General features: G+C 58.9%; 19 protein-coding genes. 12 read left to right on the top strand and 7 right to left on the bottom strand.

What is annotated here, in order from left to right:
* Positions 1-135: 135 nt before the first annotated feature.
* From rsmG to P4G45_RS16775, 4 genes are all read left to right on the top strand, one after another.
* Positions 136-738 (top strand): 16S rRNA (guanine(527)-N(7))-methyltransferase RsmG, encoded by a 603-nt coding sequence (rsmG, locus tag P4G45_RS16790; protein ID WP_348267622.1) that lies wholly within the window; start codon positions 136-138, stop codon positions 736-738.
* Positions 739-976: 238 nt separating this feature from the next.
* Positions 977-1,924 (top strand): ParA family protein, encoded by a 948-nt coding sequence (locus P4G45_RS16785; RefSeq protein WP_348267621.1) that lies wholly within the window; start codon positions 977-979, stop codon positions 1,922-1,924.
* A gap of 48 nt (positions 1,925-1,972) precedes the next feature.
* The gene (locus P4G45_RS16780) at positions 1,973-2,902 is read left to right on the top strand and encodes a ParB/RepB/Spo0J family partition protein (protein WP_348267620.1); all 930 of its coding nucleotides are present in this window, start codon (positions 1,973-1,975) and stop codon (positions 2,900-2,902) included.
* A 56-nt stretch (positions 2,903-2,958) separates the two neighbouring features.
* A complete protein-coding gene (locus tag P4G45_RS16775; protein ID WP_348267619.1) occupies positions 2,959-3,738 on the top strand; it encodes an isoprenylcysteine carboxylmethyltransferase family protein in 780 nt (259 codons plus the stop codon).
* A 243-nt stretch (positions 3,739-3,981) separates the two neighbouring features.
* Here the strand turns inward: P4G45_RS16775 and P4G45_RS16770 are convergent, their stop codons facing one another.
* Complete coding sequence (locus tag P4G45_RS16770) at positions 3,982-4,278, bottom strand: HU family DNA-binding protein (protein WP_348267618.1); 297 nt, start codon at positions 4,276-4,278, stop codon at positions 3,982-3,984.
* Positions 4,279-4,887: 609 nt separating this feature from the next.
* Here P4G45_RS16770 and P4G45_RS16765 point away from each other — a divergent pair.
* Complete coding sequence (locus tag P4G45_RS16765) at positions 4,888-5,508, top strand: hypothetical protein (RefSeq protein ID WP_348267617.1); 621 nt, start codon at positions 4,888-4,890, stop codon at positions 5,506-5,508.
* A gap of 268 nt (positions 5,509-5,776) precedes the next feature.
* Here P4G45_RS16765 and P4G45_RS16760 read toward each other — a convergent pair whose 3' ends face one another.
* Complete coding sequence (locus P4G45_RS16760; protein ID WP_348267616.1) at positions 5,777-6,469, bottom strand: DUF2461 domain-containing protein; 693 nt, start codon at positions 6,467-6,469, stop codon at positions 5,777-5,779.
* A gap of 47 nt (positions 6,470-6,516) precedes the next feature.
* On the bottom strand, positions 6,517-7,602 hold the full coding sequence (locus P4G45_RS16755) for a glycoside hydrolase family 88 protein (protein WP_348267615.1): 1,086 nt from the start codon (positions 7,600-7,602) through the stop codon (positions 6,517-6,519).
* Positions 7,603-7,727: 125 nt separating this feature from the next.
* Here P4G45_RS16755 and mnmE point away from each other — a divergent pair, with 125 nt between their 5' ends.
* The 4 genes from mnmE (at position 7,728) to P4G45_RS16735 (ending at position 11,473) form a co-directional block, all read left to right on the top strand.
* The gene (gene mnmE, locus P4G45_RS16750; RefSeq protein WP_348267614.1) at positions 7,728-9,089 is read left to right on the top strand and encodes a tRNA uridine-5-carboxymethylaminomethyl(34) synthesis GTPase MnmE; all 1,362 of its coding nucleotides are present in this window, start codon (positions 7,728-7,730) and stop codon (positions 9,087-9,089) included.
* 200 nt (positions 9,090-9,289) lie between these two features.
* The gene (locus P4G45_RS16745; RefSeq protein ID WP_348267613.1) at positions 9,290-9,499 is read left to right on the top strand and encodes a hypothetical protein; all 210 of its coding nucleotides are present in this window, start codon (positions 9,290-9,292) and stop codon (positions 9,497-9,499) included.
* A 117-nt stretch (positions 9,500-9,616) separates the two neighbouring features.
* Positions 9,617-10,801, top strand: a complete 1,185-nt coding sequence (locus P4G45_RS16740; protein WP_348267612.1) for an SIS domain-containing protein — start codon at positions 9,617-9,619, stop codon at positions 10,799-10,801.
* Positions 10,802-11,158: 357 nt separating this feature from the next.
* Positions 11,159-11,473, top strand: coding sequence for a Dabb family protein (locus tag P4G45_RS16735; protein ID WP_348267611.1), 315 nt, complete (start codon positions 11,159-11,161; stop codon positions 11,471-11,473).
* A gap of 174 nt (positions 11,474-11,647) precedes the next feature.
* Here P4G45_RS16735 and obgE read toward each other — a convergent pair whose 3' ends face one another.
* Complete coding sequence (gene obgE, locus P4G45_RS16730; RefSeq protein WP_348267610.1) at positions 11,648-12,766, bottom strand: GTPase ObgE; 1,119 nt, start codon at positions 12,764-12,766, stop codon at positions 11,648-11,650.
* A gap of 142 nt (positions 12,767-12,908) precedes the next feature.
* Here obgE and P4G45_RS16725 point away from each other — a divergent pair, with 142 nt between their 5' ends.
* On the top strand, positions 12,909-14,498 hold the full coding sequence (locus P4G45_RS16725; protein WP_348267609.1) for an alpha/beta hydrolase: 1,590 nt from the start codon (positions 12,909-12,911) through the stop codon (positions 14,496-14,498).
* A 128-nt stretch (positions 14,499-14,626) separates the two neighbouring features.
* The gene (locus tag P4G45_RS16720; protein WP_348267608.1) at positions 14,627-16,129 is read left to right on the top strand and encodes a sulfatase-like hydrolase/transferase; all 1,503 of its coding nucleotides are present in this window, start codon (positions 14,627-14,629) and stop codon (positions 16,127-16,129) included.
* A gap of 108 nt (positions 16,130-16,237) precedes the next feature.
* Here the strand turns inward: P4G45_RS16720 and zwf are convergent, their stop codons facing one another.
* Positions 16,238-17,650 carry a glucose-6-phosphate dehydrogenase gene (gene zwf, locus P4G45_RS16715; protein ID WP_348267607.1) on the bottom strand — a complete coding sequence of 471 codons (1,413 nt, stop codon included), beginning with the start codon at positions 17,648-17,650 and terminating at the stop codon, positions 16,238-16,240.
* 33 nt (positions 17,651-17,683) lie between these two features.
* Positions 17,684-18,706 carry a phosphogluconate dehydrogenase (NAD(+)-dependent, decarboxylating) gene (gene gnd, locus P4G45_RS16710; RefSeq protein WP_348267606.1) on the bottom strand — a complete coding sequence of 341 codons (1,023 nt, stop codon included), beginning with the start codon at positions 18,704-18,706 and terminating at the stop codon, positions 17,684-17,686.
* Between the two features lie 150 nt (positions 18,707-18,856).
* Here gnd and P4G45_RS16705 point away from each other — a divergent pair, with 150 nt between their 5' ends.
* Complete coding sequence (locus tag P4G45_RS16705) at positions 18,857-19,708, top strand: GAF domain-containing protein (RefSeq protein WP_348267605.1); 852 nt, start codon at positions 18,857-18,859, stop codon at positions 19,706-19,708.
* A gap of 106 nt (positions 19,709-19,814) precedes the next feature.
* Here P4G45_RS16705 and P4G45_RS16700 read toward each other — a convergent pair whose 3' ends face one another.
* The gene (locus tag P4G45_RS16700; RefSeq protein ID WP_348267604.1) at positions 19,815-21,425 is read right to left on the bottom strand and encodes a VWA domain-containing protein; all 1,611 of its coding nucleotides are present in this window, start codon (positions 21,423-21,425) and stop codon (positions 19,815-19,817) included.
* Positions 21,426-21,445 lie beyond the last annotated feature (20 nt).

Below are 21,445 nucleotides of genomic sequence, written 5' to 3'. Positions count from 1 at the left end.
GTTCCACGTGGAACAATACTCATCTGCGCGGAGGACACGAATAAAACAGGGAGGCATATCTCCTGTTTTATTCGTGCCACTCCAGTGGTTCCTGTCACTGATATTCAGGGGCTGATCTGAGATACTGAACCTTCGATGGCTACGCTCTCCGAATCCTCCATTGCTGACCTGCTTCAGCCGTATCTCATTGTTCCTGCTTCAATTCTTCCGCAGCTTTCTACTTATCTCGATCTTCTGCTGAAGTGGAATGCGCGAACCAATCTGACTGCAATTCGCGATCCTGAAGAGATCGTTCGCCGCCACTTCGGGGAAAGCCTCTTCGCTGCGCGGCATCTTGACCCAAAAATTCCAACCCTGCTGGATCTTGGCTCAGGCGCAGGCTTTCCCGGTCTCCCCATAGCGATCCTTTGCCCGGAGATTCAGGCAACCCTGGCCGAGTCGCAGAATAAGAAGGCGAGTTTCTTGCGCGAAGTCATCCGTACGCTGGGCCTGAGCACAGAGGTCTGGGCGAACCGGGCCGAGTTGCTGCCGTCCACGCGTCAGTTCGATACGGTGACGCTTCGTGCGGTCGACGATATGGCGGCAGCCGTAACCGCTGCCGCGTCCAGGGCTATTCGTCAGGTCGTGGTGCTCACCAGCGAGGCCAACGCGCCTGTTCTTTCTGACTTCCCCGATCAGTCTCGAATATCGATTCCCGAGTCTCGGGATCGCATTCTGTTGACAGCCAGCAGGCACTGAATGTTCCACGTGGAACATTCGAGCTTTGCATCGTGATTGCTTAATTCTCGAGTGGTGTTTTTCTCTTCTTTTTGTTCCACGTGGAACAAAAGTTTTCCACACCCGCTCATCCCGAAGTCCACTGGATATGGCCTAAAAGATGGCTTCCACACGTTCTCCACAGCGTGGCGGGCTTCTCCACAAGCACAGTGACATTGCTTCCATCGCTGGGTACCGATAACCTTCTTTTACCGATCTTATGAGCGAAAATCCCCCGTCAAATAAGCCGAAGCCCAGCCCCGCGCAGCCTGCCGCTGCCCGTTCCAAGGTGCTCGCGGTCGTCAATCAAAAGGGTGGTGTGGGCAAGACAACCACGGCCATCAACCTGGCTGCGGCCCTTGCGCTCGAAGGCTTGCAGACCTTGATCATCGACTGCGATCCCCAGGCCAATACTACCGGTGGGCTTGGGCTTGGACGCGATGAAGAACGGGCCAGCATCTATGACCTGCTCATGGGCCATACCTCGATCGACAAGATCATCGTGCCGACGGACGTCGGTAATCTCTCGATCATTCCCGGCAGCAAGAACCTTATCGGTGCCAATATCGAACTGGTCGGGCAGGACCGGCGCGAGTACCGGTTGCGCGATGCGCTTGAACCGATTCGGGCGAACTATACCTTCATCATTCTGGACTGTCCGCCTGCGCTGGACCTGCTGACGCTGAACTCGCTGGTGGCAGCCGATGGCCTGCTTGTTCCCATGCAGGCGGAGTACTTCGCGCTTGAAGGCATCTCAGAGCTCATGTCCACGCTTGAGCGGGTTACGCAATCGTTCAATCCGACGCTGGAGCTGGAAGGCGTCCTGTTGACGATGTACGACGACCGCACCAATCTTTCGCAGCAGGTATCCGAGAATCTGAAGGGTTTCTTCACAGACAAGCTACTCAAGACGAGCATACCGCGCAATATTCGGCTGGCCGAAGCGCCGAGCCATGGCAAGCCGGTCTCGCTCTATGATCCCAAATCGCGTGGGTCTGAGGCTTATCGCGAACTGGCGCTTGAGATCCTGAGTCGCAACAATGTGAAGAGTCCTGAAGAGGGGCGCCGGAAGGCCGCGGCTGCGGCTGCTGCGAGTTCGCTGAAATCGTTCCAGGCGCCGGAGAAGAAGGGCCGCTTCTGGCAGTCGTCGAAATCAAAGGCAAACTAACTACGACATCGATCCAACAAAGTACGGTACAGAAAGACGAATAAAACCATGCCAACCGCTACCGCCGATCCCAAACGCCGCGCCCTGGGTAAGGGCCTTGAATCTCTGCTGCCGTCTCGCCCGGCGGTCGTTCCCCACATAGCCGCAACTGCCGTGGAACCGAACGGAAAGCCCCTTGAGATTCCGCTCGACGAGATCGAACGTAACCCCTTTCAGACGCGAACGCGCTTTGATGATTCCAAATTGGCGGAGTTGGCTGCCTCGATCGCGGCTACAGGGGTGGTTCAGCCTATTTTGGTCCGACCAATCAGTAATCCGACGGGTCAACCGCATTACCAGCTCATTGCCGGGGAGCGGCGCTGGCTTGCCAGCCGTCGCGTGGGCAAATCGACGATTCCCGCGATTGTTCGCCAAGTGTCTGATGAGCAAACACTTGAGATCACCATCGTAGAGAATTTGCAGCGCGCCGATCTGAACCCCATGGAGCAGGCGCGAGCTTATCAGCGACTGAGCCAGCAGTTCCAGCTTACCCAGGAGCAGATGGCGACGCGCACCGGCAAAGAGCGGGCCAGCGTAGCTAACTTCCTTCGTTTGTTGCGTTTACCGGAGTCGGTCCAGCTTAAGGTGGAATCCGGCGACCTCAGCTTCGGCCATGCCCGTGCCCTGTTGGGTTTAGATACGGCAGAGGCTATGGCTTCGGCGGCCCAGAAGGTGGTTGCGCTTTCGCTTTCTGTCCGCCAGACGGAGACTTACGTTCAGGGACTGATCAATCCTGAGGTGAAATCGAAGAAGGAAGAGAAGAACAAGCAGGAGATGGACCCGAATGTTCGTGAGGCGGCAGACCTGCTTCGCCGGACGCTCGGCCTGAAGGTTCAGATCGAAGACAAGAAGGGCAAGGGCCGGGTGATTATCGAGTACTCGGGGCTTGAAGATTTTGACGCGATTCTGACGGCTCTCGGCGGCGATGCCGGTAAGTAAGGTGGTTGTGAACGCCTGGACCTGAACCCGCTACACCGCCAAAGAAAGCGCCTCTTATGAAAGCCCACTCGCTGGAGTTCCGTTTCCGTTTCCTGATTCACTTTGTCATCATCCTGGTGGGCTTTACGGCTCCGTGGGACCGGTGGCTGCATATCGACTCCTCGGGCCCGAATGCGCACGTGTGGGGCACGCTGGCGGCGTGGCTGGCCATGCTGAAGCCGGGTGCGGGTGGGATCGGCATTGCGGCTGCGTTCAACCTGATACTCGCCGTCGGCATCCTGTGCGCCGTGGGGGCGGCCGCGCTGCGCACCTGGGGCTCAGCCTACCTTGGAGCGAGCGTCGTGAAGGCACACACCTTCCAGGGCGCCAGCGTCGTGGCTGCGGGACCCTATCGTCGCGTGCGCAACCCGCTTTATCTGGGCACCATGCTTCATGTGCTGGCGCTGGCGCTGCTGATGCCGCCGAGCGGCGCGATCTTCAGCATTGTTGCCATTGGCTTTTTTCAGGTGCGGCTGATTCTGGGTGAAGAGGCGTTCCTCAGCGGGCAGCTGGGCGAGCCCTATCTGGCCTACTGTGCCCGCGTGCCGCGCCTGCTGCCTGCGCTGAGGCCTCGGGTGCCCTCGTCGCACACGCGGGCCGCGTGGGGCACTGCGCTGCTGGGTGAGATCTACATGTGGGGCGTTGCGATTGCGTTCGTGAGCGTGGGCTACCGCTATAACGCGTTCCTGATTACACAGGGCGTCATCATCTCGCTGGGGGTGTCGCTGGTGGCGCGGGCACTGCTGCCGAAGTCTCCGGCTGAACCTGACGGTTTAGCCGCGATGGACACTGAGTAGCAGGGATCTCAAAACTTTACCTCAGTGGCTCAACAGACGGTGGAGAAGTCGGTGGCAACGAAAACCCGTACCTCAGGGGCTGAAGCCCCATTTCAGGGAAGTGACTTGCGGCACGGCTGAAGCCGTGCCCTTAAGCAGAACCGGCTTTTCCCCAGACTGTTTATATTTTCGTGCGGAAAGCGAAAAGCCCGCTGAACCCGGCTACAGCCAGGAGACAGCGGGCTTTCGAGTGAGGCGTTGAGACTACTTCTTGGGTGGTGCGATGGTGTCTTTGGCAACCTTGGCCACGCGGAACTTGACCACGGTCTTGGCCTTGATCTTGATGGTCTCGCCGGTCTGGGGGTTGCGGCCGAGGCGGGCCTTGCGCTCTGCCTTTACCAGCTTGCCGATGCCGGGAATGGTGAATTCGCCATTCTTCTTGGTCTCTTTCACTGCGGTCTCAGCCAGCAGTTCGAGGGCGGCGGCGGCCTGCTTGTTGGTCATCTCGAGCTTCTCCGCCATGTGGCGAACCAGTGCGGTCTTTGTCATTCCCTTTGCCATGTCTTACTCCTTCTTGCGTTCAAAATAGAAATTCTGGGTCTGCCCGCCTTGCCCGCGTGAAGATTGAATGAGAAAAAACATCCGTGCTGGGATGCGCATTCATCAATGTTCATGCGGGTCCGAAGAACTGTACCGCAATTCACCTTCGGCTTTTCCGCGCGCTTTGTCAACCGGTTTTCTTCGGTTTCCACAGGTTTTTCTAGGGTTTTTCCGGTTTTGTGCGGTTTTTGGTACATTTCGGGCGATTTTGGGACTGAAGCCGGGAAAAACCTACCACTGATTGGCACCGGTCACAGCGATTTTAAAGTCGATAGGCGACCACGGATTGGCGCGGAGATGCGCGGATTTTAATGCGAAATAGAGGGGCCCCTCCCCTGCGGCGTGCGATGAAGCGGGTTGGGGTGCTTGATGACAGATTGGTCCAGGTGCTATGCTTGCGGGCCATGCGAGCTTTGCCGGTTGAACGATCAGCGGGCGATCTCGGGTGATCGAGCGCAGCACAGGGCTTTCTTTACGGGACATTCATCGGTTCAGCATTCAGGGCCAGCGAAGGTTAATTCATCCGCTGCGTGTGCTGCGTACGTGAGCCGCGAAGCATAGGAGTTCCCCATGCCAATCAACTTTACCGTCGTGTCGTTTGCGATCGATAACACGCGCTCCGTTCATGAAGACACTGACTATGTCGGCGTTGCGATTACACAGAATAAGAAAGAAGTAGCGCCGCAAACCAAGCGGATCGGCAACGTCAACAACGGCACCCATGCGGTGAACATGACCGTTTCGGTGCCATCGGAGTACACCACCGCCGATACCTTCGTCTTCAGTTATCTTGTCATCAACCATGGTGGGGGAAAGACGCAGGATGTGCTCGATCACTGCGCGAGCGCAATGACGCAGCCTGCATTGACCACCTTCAACGCGGCGCAGGCAGTGATTGTGTCGGTGAATGGTGTTCAGCTACCGACGAGCCTGTCGACGGACCTGCGTGCCGCAGACAATATCAACGCGTTGTGGAACCCGATCAAAGTAGCGTTCAAGCAGCTGTCCTCCGACCATTGCGATGGGCCAGTGGCGCTTGATTCCTTTTCCTTCACAGGAGCGGCCCTGAACGAGATGATTCTGACATCGCAGGCCAATCCGTTCAGCATTATCTATCTGGGTATCGACTCGGCAGTCGGATGCGGGTCGAACTCGCACTACTCGGTGCAGTGGCGCGTTAGTGTTTCGTGAAGATTTGTTGCAGAGGGTAAGGCAAATACCGGGGTTTCTTCCGATGCGGCGTGCGATGAAGCTGTACGCCTTCGGTCGAGCTGACGTGCTTTTGGGGCTTCGGGCGGGAGAAAAAAGCAGATCCTCCGCTTCGCGAAGGATGACAACTTAAGAAGGACGACACTTGCTGATGTGAAGGCTGGCAACCTGGTTGTGGCACATCTATCGAGAGGGCCTTGTTAGTGTAAGCAGGTGGTTCTAAATCGGTGCCAATCGATGGCAAGTTCTGCTAGAAGAGCGCCTTGCGTGGCTTCGGTATCAGCGGGGCGTTGAGCAGGGCCACGATGGGCGCGGCTAACTTGAAATGGGTAACGATGTCCTTTACCAGTGTGGGACGCAGAGCGAATTCCGCGGGAAGCTGCGCCATCACGCCCCATTCTTTGCACAAGAGGAGGTCCATTGCGGGGTCGTCTGCGGCAAAGCCCTTGGGTGGACGGGTGAGACGTACTGCGTCGATCTGCGGCATTGCAGCCTTGAGCTTCTTGCCGGCGAGCGAGCGGCGCAGTTCTTCATGATGTTCTACAAGGTGTCGGCGGATGGCCAGCAGTTGTTCGCGCTCCGGCATAAATACTCCTGCGGCGATGGTCACTTCGGTACCGCTGACTTCAAAGTAAAAGCCGCCGCCGGAGGTCTTCTCCAGGCCCTGCCGCACCCACCATGCGCCCTGGTGGATTTTGTAGGGGCGTTTGTCCTTGCTGAAGCGGATGTCGCGGTAGATGCGCATCAGCGCCTTCTGCGGTGCGCGCACATTCTCCGGCGCGAACTCGATCATCGCGTCGTTTACTTCGGCAACCAGCGCCAGCATAGGGGCTTTCAGTTCGCGCTCGTAAATGTCCTTGCGCGCGGCAAACCATTCGCGGTCGTTGTTGCGCTTCAACCCTCGCAGAAATTTCAGCGCCTCGTTGGAAAAGTGTGTTGCCATAGCTTCCATCTTAACGAAGCCTTCACTCTTCTGCGTAACCCACAGGTCTACTCGCCATCTCGCAACAAAGCATCGGCGGCCCACATGACGGGGGCCTGGCCGTGGAAGTCGCCGGTGCGCCGCTTGCGCTGGTAGTAGTACTGCATGTCGTCCTTCTTGCCTGTGCCCTCGCAGACCTGGGTTACGTCGCTGTTCTGGTCGACGTATCCGACCACGGCGATCCAGCTCTTGCGTGCTGCCGGGCCGTAGGTTTTGGCATCGAGCCAGCCGTGTTTCACGCCGGTGATCATGGCGAAGCTGAACATCGCCGAGCTTGAGCTTTCAGGCCAGGCATCGTCCTTGTCGATCAGCTCGCGCCACATGCCATCCTTGCCCTGATACTGCAGCAGCGCGCTCATCATGAGACTGTAACCCTTCAGGATTCGCGCACGGTCAGGATGATCTTCGGGCAGCGTTCGCAGCATCTCCGCCATGCCGGCTGCGACCCACCCGTCGCCGCGCCCCCAGAAGTACTTCACATCAGGAGCGTGGAAGAAGAGTCCGTTTGGTTGCTGCAACTTGTCGAGATACGCGACCATCTCTTTGGCATCGCGGTCGAGATACTTCTTGTCGCCGGTGGCGCGGTAGGCTTCGAGCTGCAGCATGGTCAGCATGTACATGTCGTCGATCCAGTAACGCGTCTCGTCGGAGAGGCCGTCGGGTAGCGGATGGTCCCACTGGCTGTCGGCGAAGGATTTGCCGAAGGCGAGGTACTTGGGGTCTTTCGTCTGGATGGCAATTTCGAGAGGCACTACGCCGAAGATCTCGTCGTCTACGTGATGGCGTTTCGGAATTCGGTCGGCCTCTGCGCCGTTCGGCATCAGCGGCTCGAACCGCTTGATGAGCGCCTGCCGCAGCGCGTCGTCGTGGGTGAGCTGGGCAAAGGTGAGCGCGCCGTACCAGGCGCAGACCTCGGAGTAGTGGATGGTTTTGGTGTACTGGTGCGGACTGGTTACGAAGTGCTCTGCGAGGGCCTTGCCTACCTGCTGCGGAGCGACGCCCGCGGGCCAGTTGTCAAAGTAGTTGTCCTGGGCAAAAGCTACACCCATGCACCCAAGCAGCACGCATACAGACAGCACCAGTTTGAATTTCATCTTCACCTCGTTGGACAAAACTTCTACGCCCAACATTCTACTCAGCTCGCAGGGCATGAAAAACTTCCCTCGGGGTTAAGCCCTTTGCAGTGTAAGTACACGAAAAGAGTGACAATCGAATTAGTATGAGCGACCTCGCCAACGACACGATTGCAGCAATCTCTACTCCGCCCGGACGCGGAGGTATCGGGATCCTGCGCCTCTCCGGCCCGGATGCACGCGCCGTTGCCCTGCCGCTGCTGAAGCTGCGTCACTCGCTGGCGCATGGGCAAGCCCGGTTCGCCGAAGTTCTCGACGTGGAAGATAATGCGGTGCTCGACGAAGCTATCGTCACTTTTTTTGAGAGCCCCAACTCCTACACCTCTGAGGATATTGTGGAGATCGCCGCGCACGGCTCGCCTGTGTTGCTCAACCATATTCTTCGCAGCTGCATTCGCAACGGTGCGCGACTGGCCGAGCCCGGCGAGTTTACGCAGCGGGCGTTTCTTGCCGGACGACTCGATCTTACGCAGGCCGAAGCGGTGCACGATCTGATCGAATCGACGACGCTGCATCAGGCGCGTGTGGCCGCGCAGCAACTTGGCGGCGCGCTTTCGCGACAGATTGCGCCGATCAAAGAGAAGCTGGTCCACCTGATCGCTACTCTGGAAGCGGGGATCGACTTTGCTGAAGACGATATCGATCTGCTTCCGGCGGCCGAGATCATTGCGCAGATCGAGGCAGTGCAGGCGCCGCTTCGCGCGCTGGAAGAGACGTTTGGGTATGGACGCATTGTCCGCGATGGTTTCACGCTGGCCATTGTGGGGAGGCCGAACGCAGGCAAGTCTTCCCTCTTCAACTGCCTTGTTCAGCGCGATCGCGCTATTGTTACCGCCGCTCCCGGAACGACGCGTGATCTTGTGACGGAGCGGGTCTCGCTCGAAGGGATTCCATTAGAGCTGATCGACACCGCTGGCCTTCGCGATGCGACGGACGAGGCGGAGACCATCGGCATCGCCAAGTCGCGCGAAGCGATGGCCGAGGCCGATATCGTGCTCCTTGTGCTCGATGCGACGGCGCCGCTGCACGCGGAAGATGAAGCGGCCATTGCGGCGCACACGGCGCGGCCTTTGCTGATCGCAGTGAATAAGCGCGACCTCGCTCCGAGCTCGCGTCTGCTTGAGCACTCTTCTCACACCGCTATTGCTACGTCCGCATTGACGGGTGAAGGTGTCGCCGAACTGCGCAGCGCCATTCTTGGGGTCATCACGGCAGGCGCGCCCAGCAGTGACACGGCCCTGCTGACCAATCTCCGGCAGCAGCAGGCGGTATCGAACTCGCTGGCGGCTCTGAGCCGCGCGCATCGAGCGGTCAATGCGGCCATTCCTCACGAGATGCTGCTGCTCGATCTGTATGAGTCGCTGCAATCGCTGGATGCGCTTACGGGCGTTACGACGACCGACGATATTATCCACTTGATCTTCAGTACCTTCTGCATCGGCAAATAAGTGGACGTCTTAGGGTCTGTCTGGCCACGCTACTACCTCGGGTTGTTTCTGCTTTCGTTTTGTTAGTATTTTCTTCCGTATCATTTCTAATCGTCGATCGTCACGAAAGATACCGAACGGGCCGGTATTAAAGAGGGGCTGTTGATTCACATGCTTGAGGGTCGGCTCGATGCAGCCGAGGTGAAGGGTTGCGCCTGAAGATGCTCGCATTCGCAGAGACGACCGAGGTGCTACTGACGCACCCACTGGTGCCGACAGGGGCAATTCCTACGGCGCATGACCCGGATGGGATCGAATCCGGCGCGGAGATTCGCAGGCGGCGCTGGACCTGCTTAAGAGCACACGCTTTCATCTGGTCCATCAGAGATACGAGCGGACTGGGTTGCTGCGACGGATCGAAGCGAAGCTGAGGTTCGCGCCGGAGGCGTTGCCTTCGTGGCTGGGCTTAACCGCAAGCAAATTATGTTATTATTTGTTGTGTTTAGCTTCGTTTTATTTTTGCAAGTCTTGATTTAGGAGATGATTCCGTGGATCCGCTGCTTAGTTTGCTCGAGTTACCGATCTCGGAACAAGAAGAACGAGGTCTGATCTTTACGGCGCGAGAGATTGAGCAGCAACCACGCACGTGGTTGAAGACGTTGCAGATCTTCGAGGCAGAACAGCAGCGGATCCGGGATTTCCTGCAGGCGGCGGGGGTGACGGCGGCATTGGAAGAGCGGCCGATTGTGATGCTTGTAGGCGCGGGGACTTCCGATTATATTGGCGAGTCGCTGGCACTGCTTCTGCGGCAGCGCTGGGGATGCGAAGCGAGCGCGGTGGCAAGTACGGATCTTCTGCCAAGCCTTGCCGAGTATGTGATTCCGGGCCGGCGCTATCTCTGGATTTCGTTTTCGCGTTCGGGAGATTCGCCAGAAGGGGTGAGTGTACTGGAGCAGACGCTCGAAGCCTATCCTGAGATTTCGCACCTTGTTGTGACCTGCAACCCGAATGCGCGCATGTTGACGGTGTCTGCAAACTATGAGCGCGTCTGCGGTGTGATCCTGGACGATGCGGTGAATGATCGCAGCCTGGCGATGACCAGCTCGTTCACGAACATGGTGGTGATGGGCCAATGTCTGGCGCATGCGTGGAGTCTCGAGGAATACAGGGACATTCTGCATGCGATGATTGCCGCCTCTACGAAGTTTTTGAACAGCTCGGCTGAGCTGGCGCAGAGCACGGTGCAGCGGCGCAAGCCTCGCATCTGCATGCTGGGTTCGGGAGCGCTGGCCGCAGTGGCGAAGGAGTCCGCGCTGAAGGTGCTGGAGATGTCGGGCGGACAGGTGAAGACGATGGCGATCGCCGCGCTGGGACTGCGTCATGGGCCGATGGCGGCGCTCGATCGCGAGACTGACCTGGTGCTTTTCCTGTCGTCGGAAAGCACGCGGTTCCGCTACGAAGCAGACCTGCTGCGCGAAATTCAGGCGAAGAAGATTACGGCATCGTGCATTGTGGTGGGGCTGGCATCGGACCGCGAAGAGATTGCTCCGCTGTGTGATGTGTACCATGCGATCGATGGATCGTTTCCGGATGCGTATCGTCCGCCGGTGGATGTGATCTTCGGTCAATTGCTTGGGTTATATTCGTCGCTTGCCCTTGGGCTGCGGCCGGATGCGCCGAGCCCGCAGGGTGTGATCAGCCGCGTCGTAAGCAGTTTCACGATCTATCGCTGAGATGCCGGAAATATCAAGGATAGGAACCCTCTCCGCGTTGTCGGTGAAAAATTTAAGCAGTTTGAACTCATGTGAGGTAAGCGCAACCGGCTTGCCGCCGCGCCGTACGCTCATCTTCAAAAAGTCGACGTCACAGTCGCCGAAGTTGTAGATCGCTTGCGTCGCCGTCTTGCGCCGCCTCCGGATCGCAGCTTGAACTCGCGCCATCAGCTCCCGTTGGCTGAAGGGTTTGGTGACAGATGGCGAGGCGTGAGATGGTATTTTGGAAGGCAAGAGAAGTGCTCAGCGCCGCGCATGGCTTCGCTGGGGCGCCTTCAGTCGATTCACTGCCGCAGATCAAAATTGAGGAGTTAGTGCATGTATATTCACGCGTTCGCGTTCCGGTGGGTGGAGGGAACGACCGAAGAGCAGAAGAAGCGGGCAAAGAGGGAGATTCTGGCATTGCAGGGAAAGATTCCCGGGCTGCTTGAGACGCATGTGGGGGTAAATATCTCCCCGCGCGGACAGGGCCATGAGTTTGGCGGTGTGATGAAGTTTACCGATAAGGCTGCGCTGGACGCCTATTTCCCGCATCCTGTCCATCAGGCGCTGGGAGAGTGGCTGATGCCGCTGATCCAGCCGCTGGAGTTGGACTTCGATGCGACGTCGTCGAACGAAGAGTACAAGGGCTGAACGACTTTACCCGATGTCACCGATCTAAAGCGATAGGGCGACTGCGGATCTTCGCGGAGGAACGCGGAAGAACAGGCAACGACAAACGCAGATCCTCCGCCTGCGGCGAAGGATGACAACAAAATAGGAGGGTTACAAGGAAAAGGGGGATGGCTGGAAAAGGGTGATGGCCGGCTAAGTGCGGCCTCGGGCGGAGGGCGCGGGCGGAGGGTAGTTGGGCTTACGCTTGGCCGTGGATGTGGCAGCAGCTTCGAGCTCAATGTGAGCGGGGCGATGGGCCGCAACGGCTTCGGCGATGGCGTACTTCAGGGGTTCGATGCCCTCGCCGGTGACGGCGGAGATGGCGAAGAAGGGGAGCTTGCGGCGCTTGGCCATGGCGGCGAGCTTTTTGAGCTTGTCGGGGTTGGCTACGTCGCACTTGGCGGCGACGACGATGGTGGGACGGGTGACGAGCGAGGGGTCGAAGCTGCGCAGTTCTTCGGTGATGACCTTGAAGTCGGCGACGGCGTCGGGGCGTGCGGTGCCTTCGGTGGCACTCGAGTCGGAGACGTCGACGAGGTGGACGATGACGCTGGTGCGCTCGATGTGTTTGAGGAACTGGATACCGAGGCCGTGGCCGAGGTGCGCGCCTTCGATGAGACCGGGGAGATCGGCGACGGTGAAGGATTCGGTATGCGGGAATTCCCCGACCTGGACGACACCGAGATTTGGCTCGAGCGTGGTGAAGGCGTAGTTGGCGATCTTGGGCCTGGCGGCGGAGAGGCGCGAGATCAGCGTCGATTTGCCTACATTGGGATAGCCGACGAGTCCGGCATCGGCGAGCAGGCGCAGTTCGAGGCGATAGTTTCGCGCCTCGCCGGCGCGGCCCAGTTCGTGCTCGCGGGGAGCCTGGTGGGTGCTGGTGGCGAAGTGCTGGTTGCCGCGTCCGCCGCGTCCGCCGCGGGCGATGACGATGGTCTCGTCGGGGCGGGTGAAGTCGTGGATCAGCTCGCCGGTGTCGTCGTCGTAGAGCAGGGTGCCGACGGGAACCTTCAGCGTGGTGTGTTCGCCTGCGTAGCCGGAACAGTTGGAGCCGAGGCCGTGGCCTCCGCGCTGCGCCTTGTACTCGGGGTTGAAGCGGAAGTGGACGAGGGTGTTGTGGCTGAGGGACGAGGACATGAGAATGTCGCCGCCATGGCCGCCGTCGCCGCCGGAGGGACCTCCGCGGGGAACGAACTTCTCGCGGCGAAAGGCCATGCAGCCATTGCCGCCGTCGCCGGCCTTGATTCGGATTCGTGCTTCGTCAATAAACATTAGTCAATCTTTAGTGTACTAGGGTGGGGCGGTAATGCCGTCGCCGGGTGGGATGGGGCGAATGGGATGTTGATTCACGATCGTTCACCGAATGCCCGGTTTTGCTGTATCGTGTTGTCCACCGGGCCCCAGAGGTGTTGCCATGAAGCAATGTTTTACTCCTCTTGCGTCTTCCCTGTTTCTCCTCTTCAGCCTGGCCACACCGTCTATGACGATGGCGGTTTCCGCGCCACCATGCCTCAGCCAGCAGTCGGACGAGTATGAGATTTCCGTCGCCATTCCGGACACGCTCGCACCGAACGCCACTCATATCGCATGGTCCGTGGACGGGATGGAGCTTGACGAACAGACGCGACGTATCCGCCTTCAATTCGGCCCTTACGATGAGGGGACCTATCTGGTAGCTGCCAGCGATGCCGACAAGAAGGAGATATGTACCGTCTCCATTGAGCTGAAGGCGCGTGTGGCGGCGAGCGACACATATGTCGATCCTTATCCGGTTTTCAGGCCTGAGAATGAGACCAACATGGCGGTAAGAAGCCCGGCGGCTGCCGCCCAAAGTGCTGAGAGGTTCGACGAGATTATTCGTGGTGGTGCAACAGGCAGGAGCGAGAATGCACCGCAGGCCAAACAGGAGGTGCAGGTAGATAGCGGCAATACGTCACCTCCCCCGCAAAAAGCCGGATCCCTCGGAACCAATCTCTCGGGACACCATGCCATATCAACCCCTTCTGTGCAGAATCCACAAACTCGGAAGTCGGTTCATATCAAGGTCTATTTCGTCACGGAGCGCAACTATCTTCCCGGCACCGCCGCCTTGTTTGGTTCTGCCCGCAGCCCGGACGGGCATCTTCGCTACGGGATCGCTTCGGTTACAGTGCCAACGACTCACAAGCGCATGTTTGTAGGCGACCCGGTGTATTGGCGTTACAGCCCTCAGGATTTCAGTGCCAGCTTTGCGCCTCTGCTGAGCGAAACTGATTTTTATAACAATCTGATTCTCCAGGTCTCCGCCGAAGCTCCGGGGCGGCAAGTCTTTGTCTTCATTCACGGATTCAATAACAGCTTTAAGGAAGATATCTATAAGACCGCACAGCTTGCTTACGATACCCACTTCGTCGGCGTTCCCATGATGTATGACTGGCCGTCGAAGGATGGGTTGGTGGACTATACCGCCGACCGCACTTCGATGAATAACTCCATTGAAAGTCTTGCCGAGTTTCTTCACAATCTTGCGGGGAGAACGGGTGCCGTCACCGTCAACATCATCGCTCACTCGATGGGCAACCGGCTGCTTCTGGAGGCGTTGAATCGTCTGCAGCTTCAGAACCGATTGCCAGCTCTGGGGCAAGTCATTATGGCTGCGCCCGATATCGACGAGGGCCGTTTTATGCAGATCATGCCGCCGCTGCTTGCCTCCAATACGATCAAGCGCGTCACGATGTACGGCTCGCACAAGGATTTGGCTATGTGGCTTTCGCACAAGGTCAATGGCGTCGATGCTGTTGGCGAGATGCCGCCCGTCGTTCCGCTCAAGGGCGTGGATGAGGTGGATGTTTCCAATCTTCCCATGAACTTTCTAGGCCATGATTACTTTCTCACCGTGCGTCCTGTGCTGGACGATATGAGCCAGGTTCTTGAGCTGAATAGTAAGTCGCCGCCTCGATTCAGTCTTGTTCCTGCTACGCAAGGCAGCTTCACATATTGGCGATTCTCTGCTTCATCGCAATAGATGTAGTGGGCGCGCTGCGGATAAATTTAGAGAGGGTATCTATCTAAAGAAGTAATAATTTGCGTGGCTATAGCTCCGTAATCCGTTGACAACAGCAGCCTATAATTTCGTCATTCCTTTGGGGAGAGATGATGGACCGGCGAAAGTTTATTGCTCTGATGTCTTCTGGTGTTGCGGCTGCTCCGGTGGGTTCGTTTGCGCTGGCTGCGCATGAGGGCGCTTCTGTTGCGAAGGTGGGCGCGCCGCGGCGGCGGCCGAATGTGATCTTCATGATCTGCGATGACCTGGGGTACGGCGATCCCGGCTGCTACGGGTCGAAGCTGCCTACGCCGAATCTCGACAGCATGGCTGCGCATGGGTTGCGCTTTACGCACTTCAATGCGGGGCATCCTATCTGCTCGGCGTCACGGTCGGCGGTGATGACGGGGCGTTATGGCCAGCGCACAGGGACGACTGGAGCCTTTGGGCCGTTCACGCCGGGGGCGGCGGCAGAGGGCACGTCGCTCGATGAGACCTTTCTTTCCAACCTGTTTCATGACGCCGGCTACAGGAGCAAAGCGATCGGCAAGTGGCATCTGGGGCAGGCGAAGGAGTATCTGCCGACCAGCCGGGGCTTCGACTCGTTCTATGGCGTGCCTTACAGCGACGACATGAACCCGCTGCCGCTGATGCGGGACACGGAGATCCTTGAGCAGAACACCGACCGCGATCTGCTGACGCCGCGTTATACCGAGGAGGCGGTGAAGTATATCGGCGAGCAGAACAGCGAGCATCCCTTCTTTCTCTATCTTGGGTTTTCTTATCCGCACGATCCAGCGCGGGCGTCGCAACGGTTTCGCGGCAAGACCGGGCTGGGAGACTATGGCGATGCGGTCGCCGAGATCGACTGGAGCGTGGGCGAGATTGTGCGCGCGGTCGAGCAGAAGGGCCTGAGCGGCGATACGCTGATCTGCTTTACGAGCGATCATGGGCCCTGGTACCAGGGCAGTCCGGGGCTGCTGCGCGGACGCAAGGCTTCGACGTTCGAGGGTGGGTTTCGCGTGCCGTTTCTGGCGATGTGGCCGGGAGTGATTGCGCCGGGCAAGGTGGTGGAGACGTGGTGCTCGAACCTGGATATGCTGCCCACGATGGCTTCGTTGTGCGGGCTGGGATTGCCGCAGAAACCGCTTGATGGGGTTGACGTCTCGAAGGTGTTGCTGGGACATGAGGGAGCGGTGGAGCGGAAGCCGCTGATTTATTTCAGCGCCATGGGCAATGGCGGGCTTGACGTGCATTGCATTCGCAAGGAGTCGTGGAAGCTGCGCGTGGCGCAGGGCGTCAAGGGCGAGATCTACATCAACGACAGGACGACGGGCGCGCGGGGGAGCGCCTGGTTGCAGCATCCGGAGCTGTATGACCTGTCGCGTGACCCGGCGGAGAGCTACGACGTAGCGAAGTTTCATCCCGAGTTGGTGACGGAGCTAATCGGAGAGCTGGAGGCGCAGATGCCTTCGTTTCCTCCGCATGTAGTCGAGGCTTATGCGAAGTTGAAACAGAACAAAGGCGACATCACCACGCCGCCGGGGGCTTCGCCGAGACCGTTCGGCGCGCCGGTGCCCGATTGGGCCTGGGAGCCGGATAATTTGCGCTGAAGGGTGTTTGTTGAGGAACAGGCAGCGGCAAGAACAACGGCGAAATACAGGTGTGTCTCCGCTACCCCCGGATCCGGTCGAGATGATGTGAGCCGAGGGGAGCGGAGGCTATTCTTGCGGTTTGACGATGCGGAAGTCTTCGGGTTCGTCTTGTTGGGGTTGGTCCCATCCGCCGGGAGGAAGGACGGTTTGGTTTACCTGTTTCGGGCCCCAGGTATGCGTTTCGTAGGGGTAGACCGGGGTGCTTGCTTTCAGGACGGGATCGACGATTCGCCAGGCTTCTTCGACGTAGTCCTGGCGGGCGAAGAGGGTGGCGTCGCCTGCCATCGCGTCACCGAGCACGCGCTCGTAGGCCTCCATCTCGTCGGGACACGGGTGGCGGCTGGCTACCATCTCTATCTCGTCGCGCCTGCCTGTTCCGGTGGGGGCGGCGGCGGAGACGCCCATGGCTACTGTGGTTTCGGGGCTGACGCGGAAGCGCATGTAGTTCTGAGGCGTGTTGGGCTGGGTCAGGTTGGTGGTGGGCGGCTTGCGATAGCGGGCGATCACCTCCATGACGGTGACGGGAAGCTCTTTTCCGGCGCGGATGTAGAACGGCACGCCATCCCAGCGCCAGGAGTGCACGCCCAGGCGGAGAGCGGCGAATGTCTCCATCTGCGAGCCGGGGGCGACGCCCTTTTCGTCGAGATAGCCGCGAAACTGGCCGCGAACGAGGTTCTCCGGGTCGATGGGCGGAATGGCCTTGAGCACCTTGACCTTCTCGTCGCGGATGGACGCGGCGTCGTTGCGCGCGGGGCACTCCATGGCGAGATTGCACATGACCTGGAAGATGTGGTTCTGCACGACGTCGCGGATGGCTCCGGTCTGGTCGTAGAACGAGCCGCGGCCCTCGATGCCGAAGCTCTCGGCCATCGTGAGCTGGACGCTCTCAATATAGTTACGGTTCCACAGCGGCTCGAGGAAGGAGTTCGAGAAGCGAAAGGAGACCATGTTGTGGACCGGACCCTTGGCGAGATAGTGGTCGATGCGGAAGATAGAGGATTCCGGAAAGGCCGAGAGCAGGATTCGATTGAGCGCCTGCGCGGAGGCGAGATCGTGGCCGAAGGGCTTCTCGACGATGATGCGCGCGCCTTTGGCGCAGCCTGACTGGACTAGCTGCTCCACCACTTTTTCGAAGAGCGACGGTGGGATAGCGAGATAGTGTGCGGGAAATTGGGCTGAGCCAAGCTCCTTGCGCACCGCCGTGAAGGTGGCGGCGTCGGCGTAGTCGCCATCGACATAGCGCAAAAGCTCGCTGAGCTTCTGCCATGCGGCGGGATCGAGGCCGCCGTGCTGTTCGAGGCTGTCCTTGGCGCGGGCTTTGAGCTGATCGAGGTTCCATCCGGCCTTGGCCACGCCGATGACGGGAACGTTGAGCGTGCCGCGCTTGATCATCGATTGCAGCGCTGGAAAGATCTTTTTGTAAGCGAGATCGCCGGTGGCGCCGAAGAAGACAAGCGCGTCGGAGTGCTGTTGATCCATATTTCGGGGTCTCTCTCTTTCAAGGTTATGAAGCTACTTTGTGGCTGGCTTTTCGAGATGACCACCGAACTCGTAGCGCATGGCAGATAGAAGCTTATCGGAGAAGTCCGCCTGTCCGCGAGAGCTGAAGCGCTCGTAGAGAGCGGTGGTGAGGACAGGGGTGGGGACGGCCTCGTCGATGGCGGCTTTGATCGTCCAGCGGCCTTCGCCAGAGTCGGAGACGCGGCCGGAGAACTTTGTGAGCGCGGGATCTTTGGTGAGCGCGGAGGCGGTGAGATCGAGCAGCCAGGAGGCGATGACGCTGCCGCGCCTCCAGACCTCGGTGACCTGAGTCAGATCGAAGTCGTACTGATAGTGGTCAGGATCGCGCAACGGCGTCGTCTCGGCGTCGACTTCGCCGGTCTGCTTGCCGATGTTGGCGGCCTTGAGAACGTTCAGGCCCTCGGCATAGGCGGCCATGATGCCGTACTCGATGCCGTTGTGAACCATCTTGACGAAGTGGCCGCCGCCGCTTTCGCCGCAATGCAGATAGCCCTGTTCGGCGGTGCCACCGATCTTGTCATAGCCGGGGGTGCGGTCGATGTCGCCAATGCCCGGCGCGAGGGCCTTGAAGATGGGATCAAGGTGTTTCACGGCAGCTTCGGTGCCGCCGATCATCATGCAGTAGCCGCGATCGAGGCCCCAAACGCCGCCGCTGGTGCCTACGTCGACGTACTGGATTCCCTTCGGGGCGAGCTCTTTGGAGCGGCGGATGTCGTCGATGTAGTAGGAGTTACCGCCGTCGATCAGGATGTCTCCGGATTCGAGATGCGGAGCTATGGCGGCGATGGTTTTATCTACGACGCCCGCGGGGATCATCAGCCAGATGGCGCGTGGCTTGCTAAGTTTGCTGACGAGATCCTGCATTGAGGAGGAGCCGGCAACTCCGTTTTCCTTTGCCAGCTCATCGACCGCCTTGGGCGACATATCGAAGACGACACACTCGTGGCCGTGCCGCGCCAGCCGCCGAACCATGTTGGCCCCCATTCTTCCTAATCCCACCATCCCGAGTTGCATATTTGCCCTTTCACACTTGGTTGTCGAATATTCCGCGATGGGGCATCGAAACCGCTAAGATAGGCTAGCTTTCTGAAATAAAGTTCTTCTCTATGAGATGGCGAACGCTGCCACGCTAATTGATTAACAGCCAACATAGATATGGATGCAGTGGCAGGCGGAAAGGGCAAGATGAGCGGGGCCGTTTTAAATTCTGCAGAAGACACGGGCCTGGAGGTGATCGACCTTCACAACGACTCTTCGTTTGCGGAGAGGCGGCTTCATGTCCGCGATGTGGCGACCCAGATTGAAGGGATGCATCGGCTGGCCCGGGCCTTTGTGTCGAACCCCGATACGATTTTGCAGGAGTTGGTGAATGCTGCTGTCGATCTGTGTGGTGCCGACAGCGCCGGCATCAGCATGGAGCGGGAAGACAGGACCGACGAGAATTTTTACCACTGGGTCGCAACTGCGGGTGAATACTCGGGATTTTTGAATGCGACGCTTCCGCGCTACCCGAGCGCCTGCGGCATCTGCCTGGAGAGGGGGCAGCCGCAGATCTTTCGCGTGACGCAGCGCTTCTTCGACCTGATGGGCGTCGACGCTCCGACGGTGACGGACGGCCTTCTGCTGCCGTGGCAGGTGGACGAGACGCGCGGCACGATCTGGATAATGGCGCATGGAAGAACAGAGGCGTTCGATGCGGATGACTGCCGCATGATGCAGGTGCTCGCGAACTTTGCCGCGATGGGCGTAAGGCAGCAACGGCAACAGAAGATACTGATGGAGCAGGCGAGCGCCGCGGCTGCTGCGGCCATGGCCAACGATCTGGCGCACAAGATCAACAATCCTTTGCAGAGCCTGACCAATGTGGTGTATCTGGCCGCCGAGGCTAAGAGCGGCGGCGATGCGAAGGCGCTGGCGCTGGATTTGTCAGAGCATATTCAGCGACTCTCTTTGCTGGTAGGCAAGCTGTTAGCTTTGCCGAGTGGGGCTGGCCGTTCGGATTCGTCGCTGCCGTAAACAGGTCCAAACATGACATGTGCGGCGAAGGATGACAATTTCAGAGGGGGCTTAGGTCTCTCTGGTGCGGATTCAGCATATGAGATCGCGGTAAAGCGATCCCCCCTTATGGGGAAGGAAGCTGTTTGGCGGGCTGCGGAATCAGCTTCGGCTGCGGAGTAGGCATGTCGGGAGCGGCGTCGATGGCCTTTCGGTCAAGCTCGACGGCGCCCATGCGTCCATCTGCTAAAGAGCCGATCACGAGCCGTACTGATTTGGTTCGGCGGGGTACGCGCAGGGTCATCGTAAGGTGCGCGTGGGGCTTCTCGGTGCGGACGGGATTAGATGAGTTATTGATCAGCCTCAGGTCCTCGGTCTTTGAAGCCAGCACATCGCGTCGCGCGGATAGGCTTGCTGCGACGAAACCTATGTCGGCGGTGTTCTTTCCATCGGCTGCCGCCTGCCAGCCGAGATTCTTCGTGTTCAGATTCACCGTGATGTCGGCGGAGTTTGTATCGCGATGGCGTATCACCTTCTCGACCGTCAGCCCGACACCCTGGAAGGGTACGTCGGCTTGCGCGGCTTCGGCGATATTGTAGAGAATATTCGCCCGTGGATCGGCGGGGGCTGTTTTGTCCGGCGCGAAGTAGCCTGCCTTGGTGAGCGCGTGCAGTGCAGGGTTTCGCATGGTGACGCGCACGCGCCGGAATTTGCCATCGGCTACGCCCTCGGGCGGCTGGTAGGTGAGGGTGTAATACCGCGAACCCAGCTCGACCGAAGTTCGTATGAGCTGGTCAAGGTCGTTGCGGTTATAGAAGAGTTTGCCGCCGGTCTCATTCACGAAGACGCCGAAGTTGATGTCGCCTGAAAAGGGATCGTCGTCGCCAATCTCAAGCTCGGCCGACATCGCGCTTATCGGCGTGCCGAGACGACTCCTCACCTCCAGGCCGGGATAGATAAGAAAGAGACTCATGCGCGAATCGACCAGCATGTTTACAGTGCGGTGAACATGAGCGTTGACTTCATCGACTATTTTGCTGTCGAGGGAAGCGGTGTAGAGGCTGGGGCCGCCATGGCCGATCCACACGATATTCTTTCGTCCGGGCACGCCATGGTTCTCCAGCGCAATCTCCTGTAGCGCATAGATCGATTGAACAAACCGCTCGCTGAAGAACGAACCATTCATTTTGTAGGGGATCACTGTGGGGATATGGTCGACCGCCGAGAGCAGTTCTTTCTTGTCGCGGGTATAGCCCTGCACCATCTCCAGCGACTCGTTGCCCATCACCATTACCTCTGCGGGGGCCTTCAGTTGCTTTGGCTCTTTGGCCAGATACTTGTGCACGCAATAGCGGATGTAGGCCATCTGCTCGAAGGTGGAGTTCAGTTGGTCGATGACGAAGATGGTTACGGGAGCGCTGCCAGCGGGGTTATCGTCCGCTGCGTCGGCTGTGACTACATGCGCTTCGGGGGCCTCGAACGAAAATATTCTCTGCGGCTTCTTGTCCTGCGTAATGGTGAAGTCGTCTTTAGTGAGGCCGCTCACGACGGGATGGCCCTTCGCGTTCAATACGGTGACGTCCAGAAATACCAGCCGCGACGTGACGTGAAGAGTGGGAGCATCGCTCGCTGCAGGCTGTTTCTGGGAAGGGGTGCTCTGCGACTGCGCTACAGGAAGAGCTGCTATGCACAACAGCGCAGCCACGGAGAGAACCGCACGCATCGGCATCGACGGCATGAAGAAATCCTCCCCGTCAG

The sequence above is a fragment of the Edaphobacter paludis genome (assembly GCF_039993895.1).
GTDB classification, from domain to species: domain Bacteria; phylum Acidobacteriota; class Terriglobia; order Terriglobales; family Acidobacteriaceae; genus Edaphobacter; species Edaphobacter paludis.
This window is presented reverse-complemented; position numbering and strand designations above follow the sequence as displayed.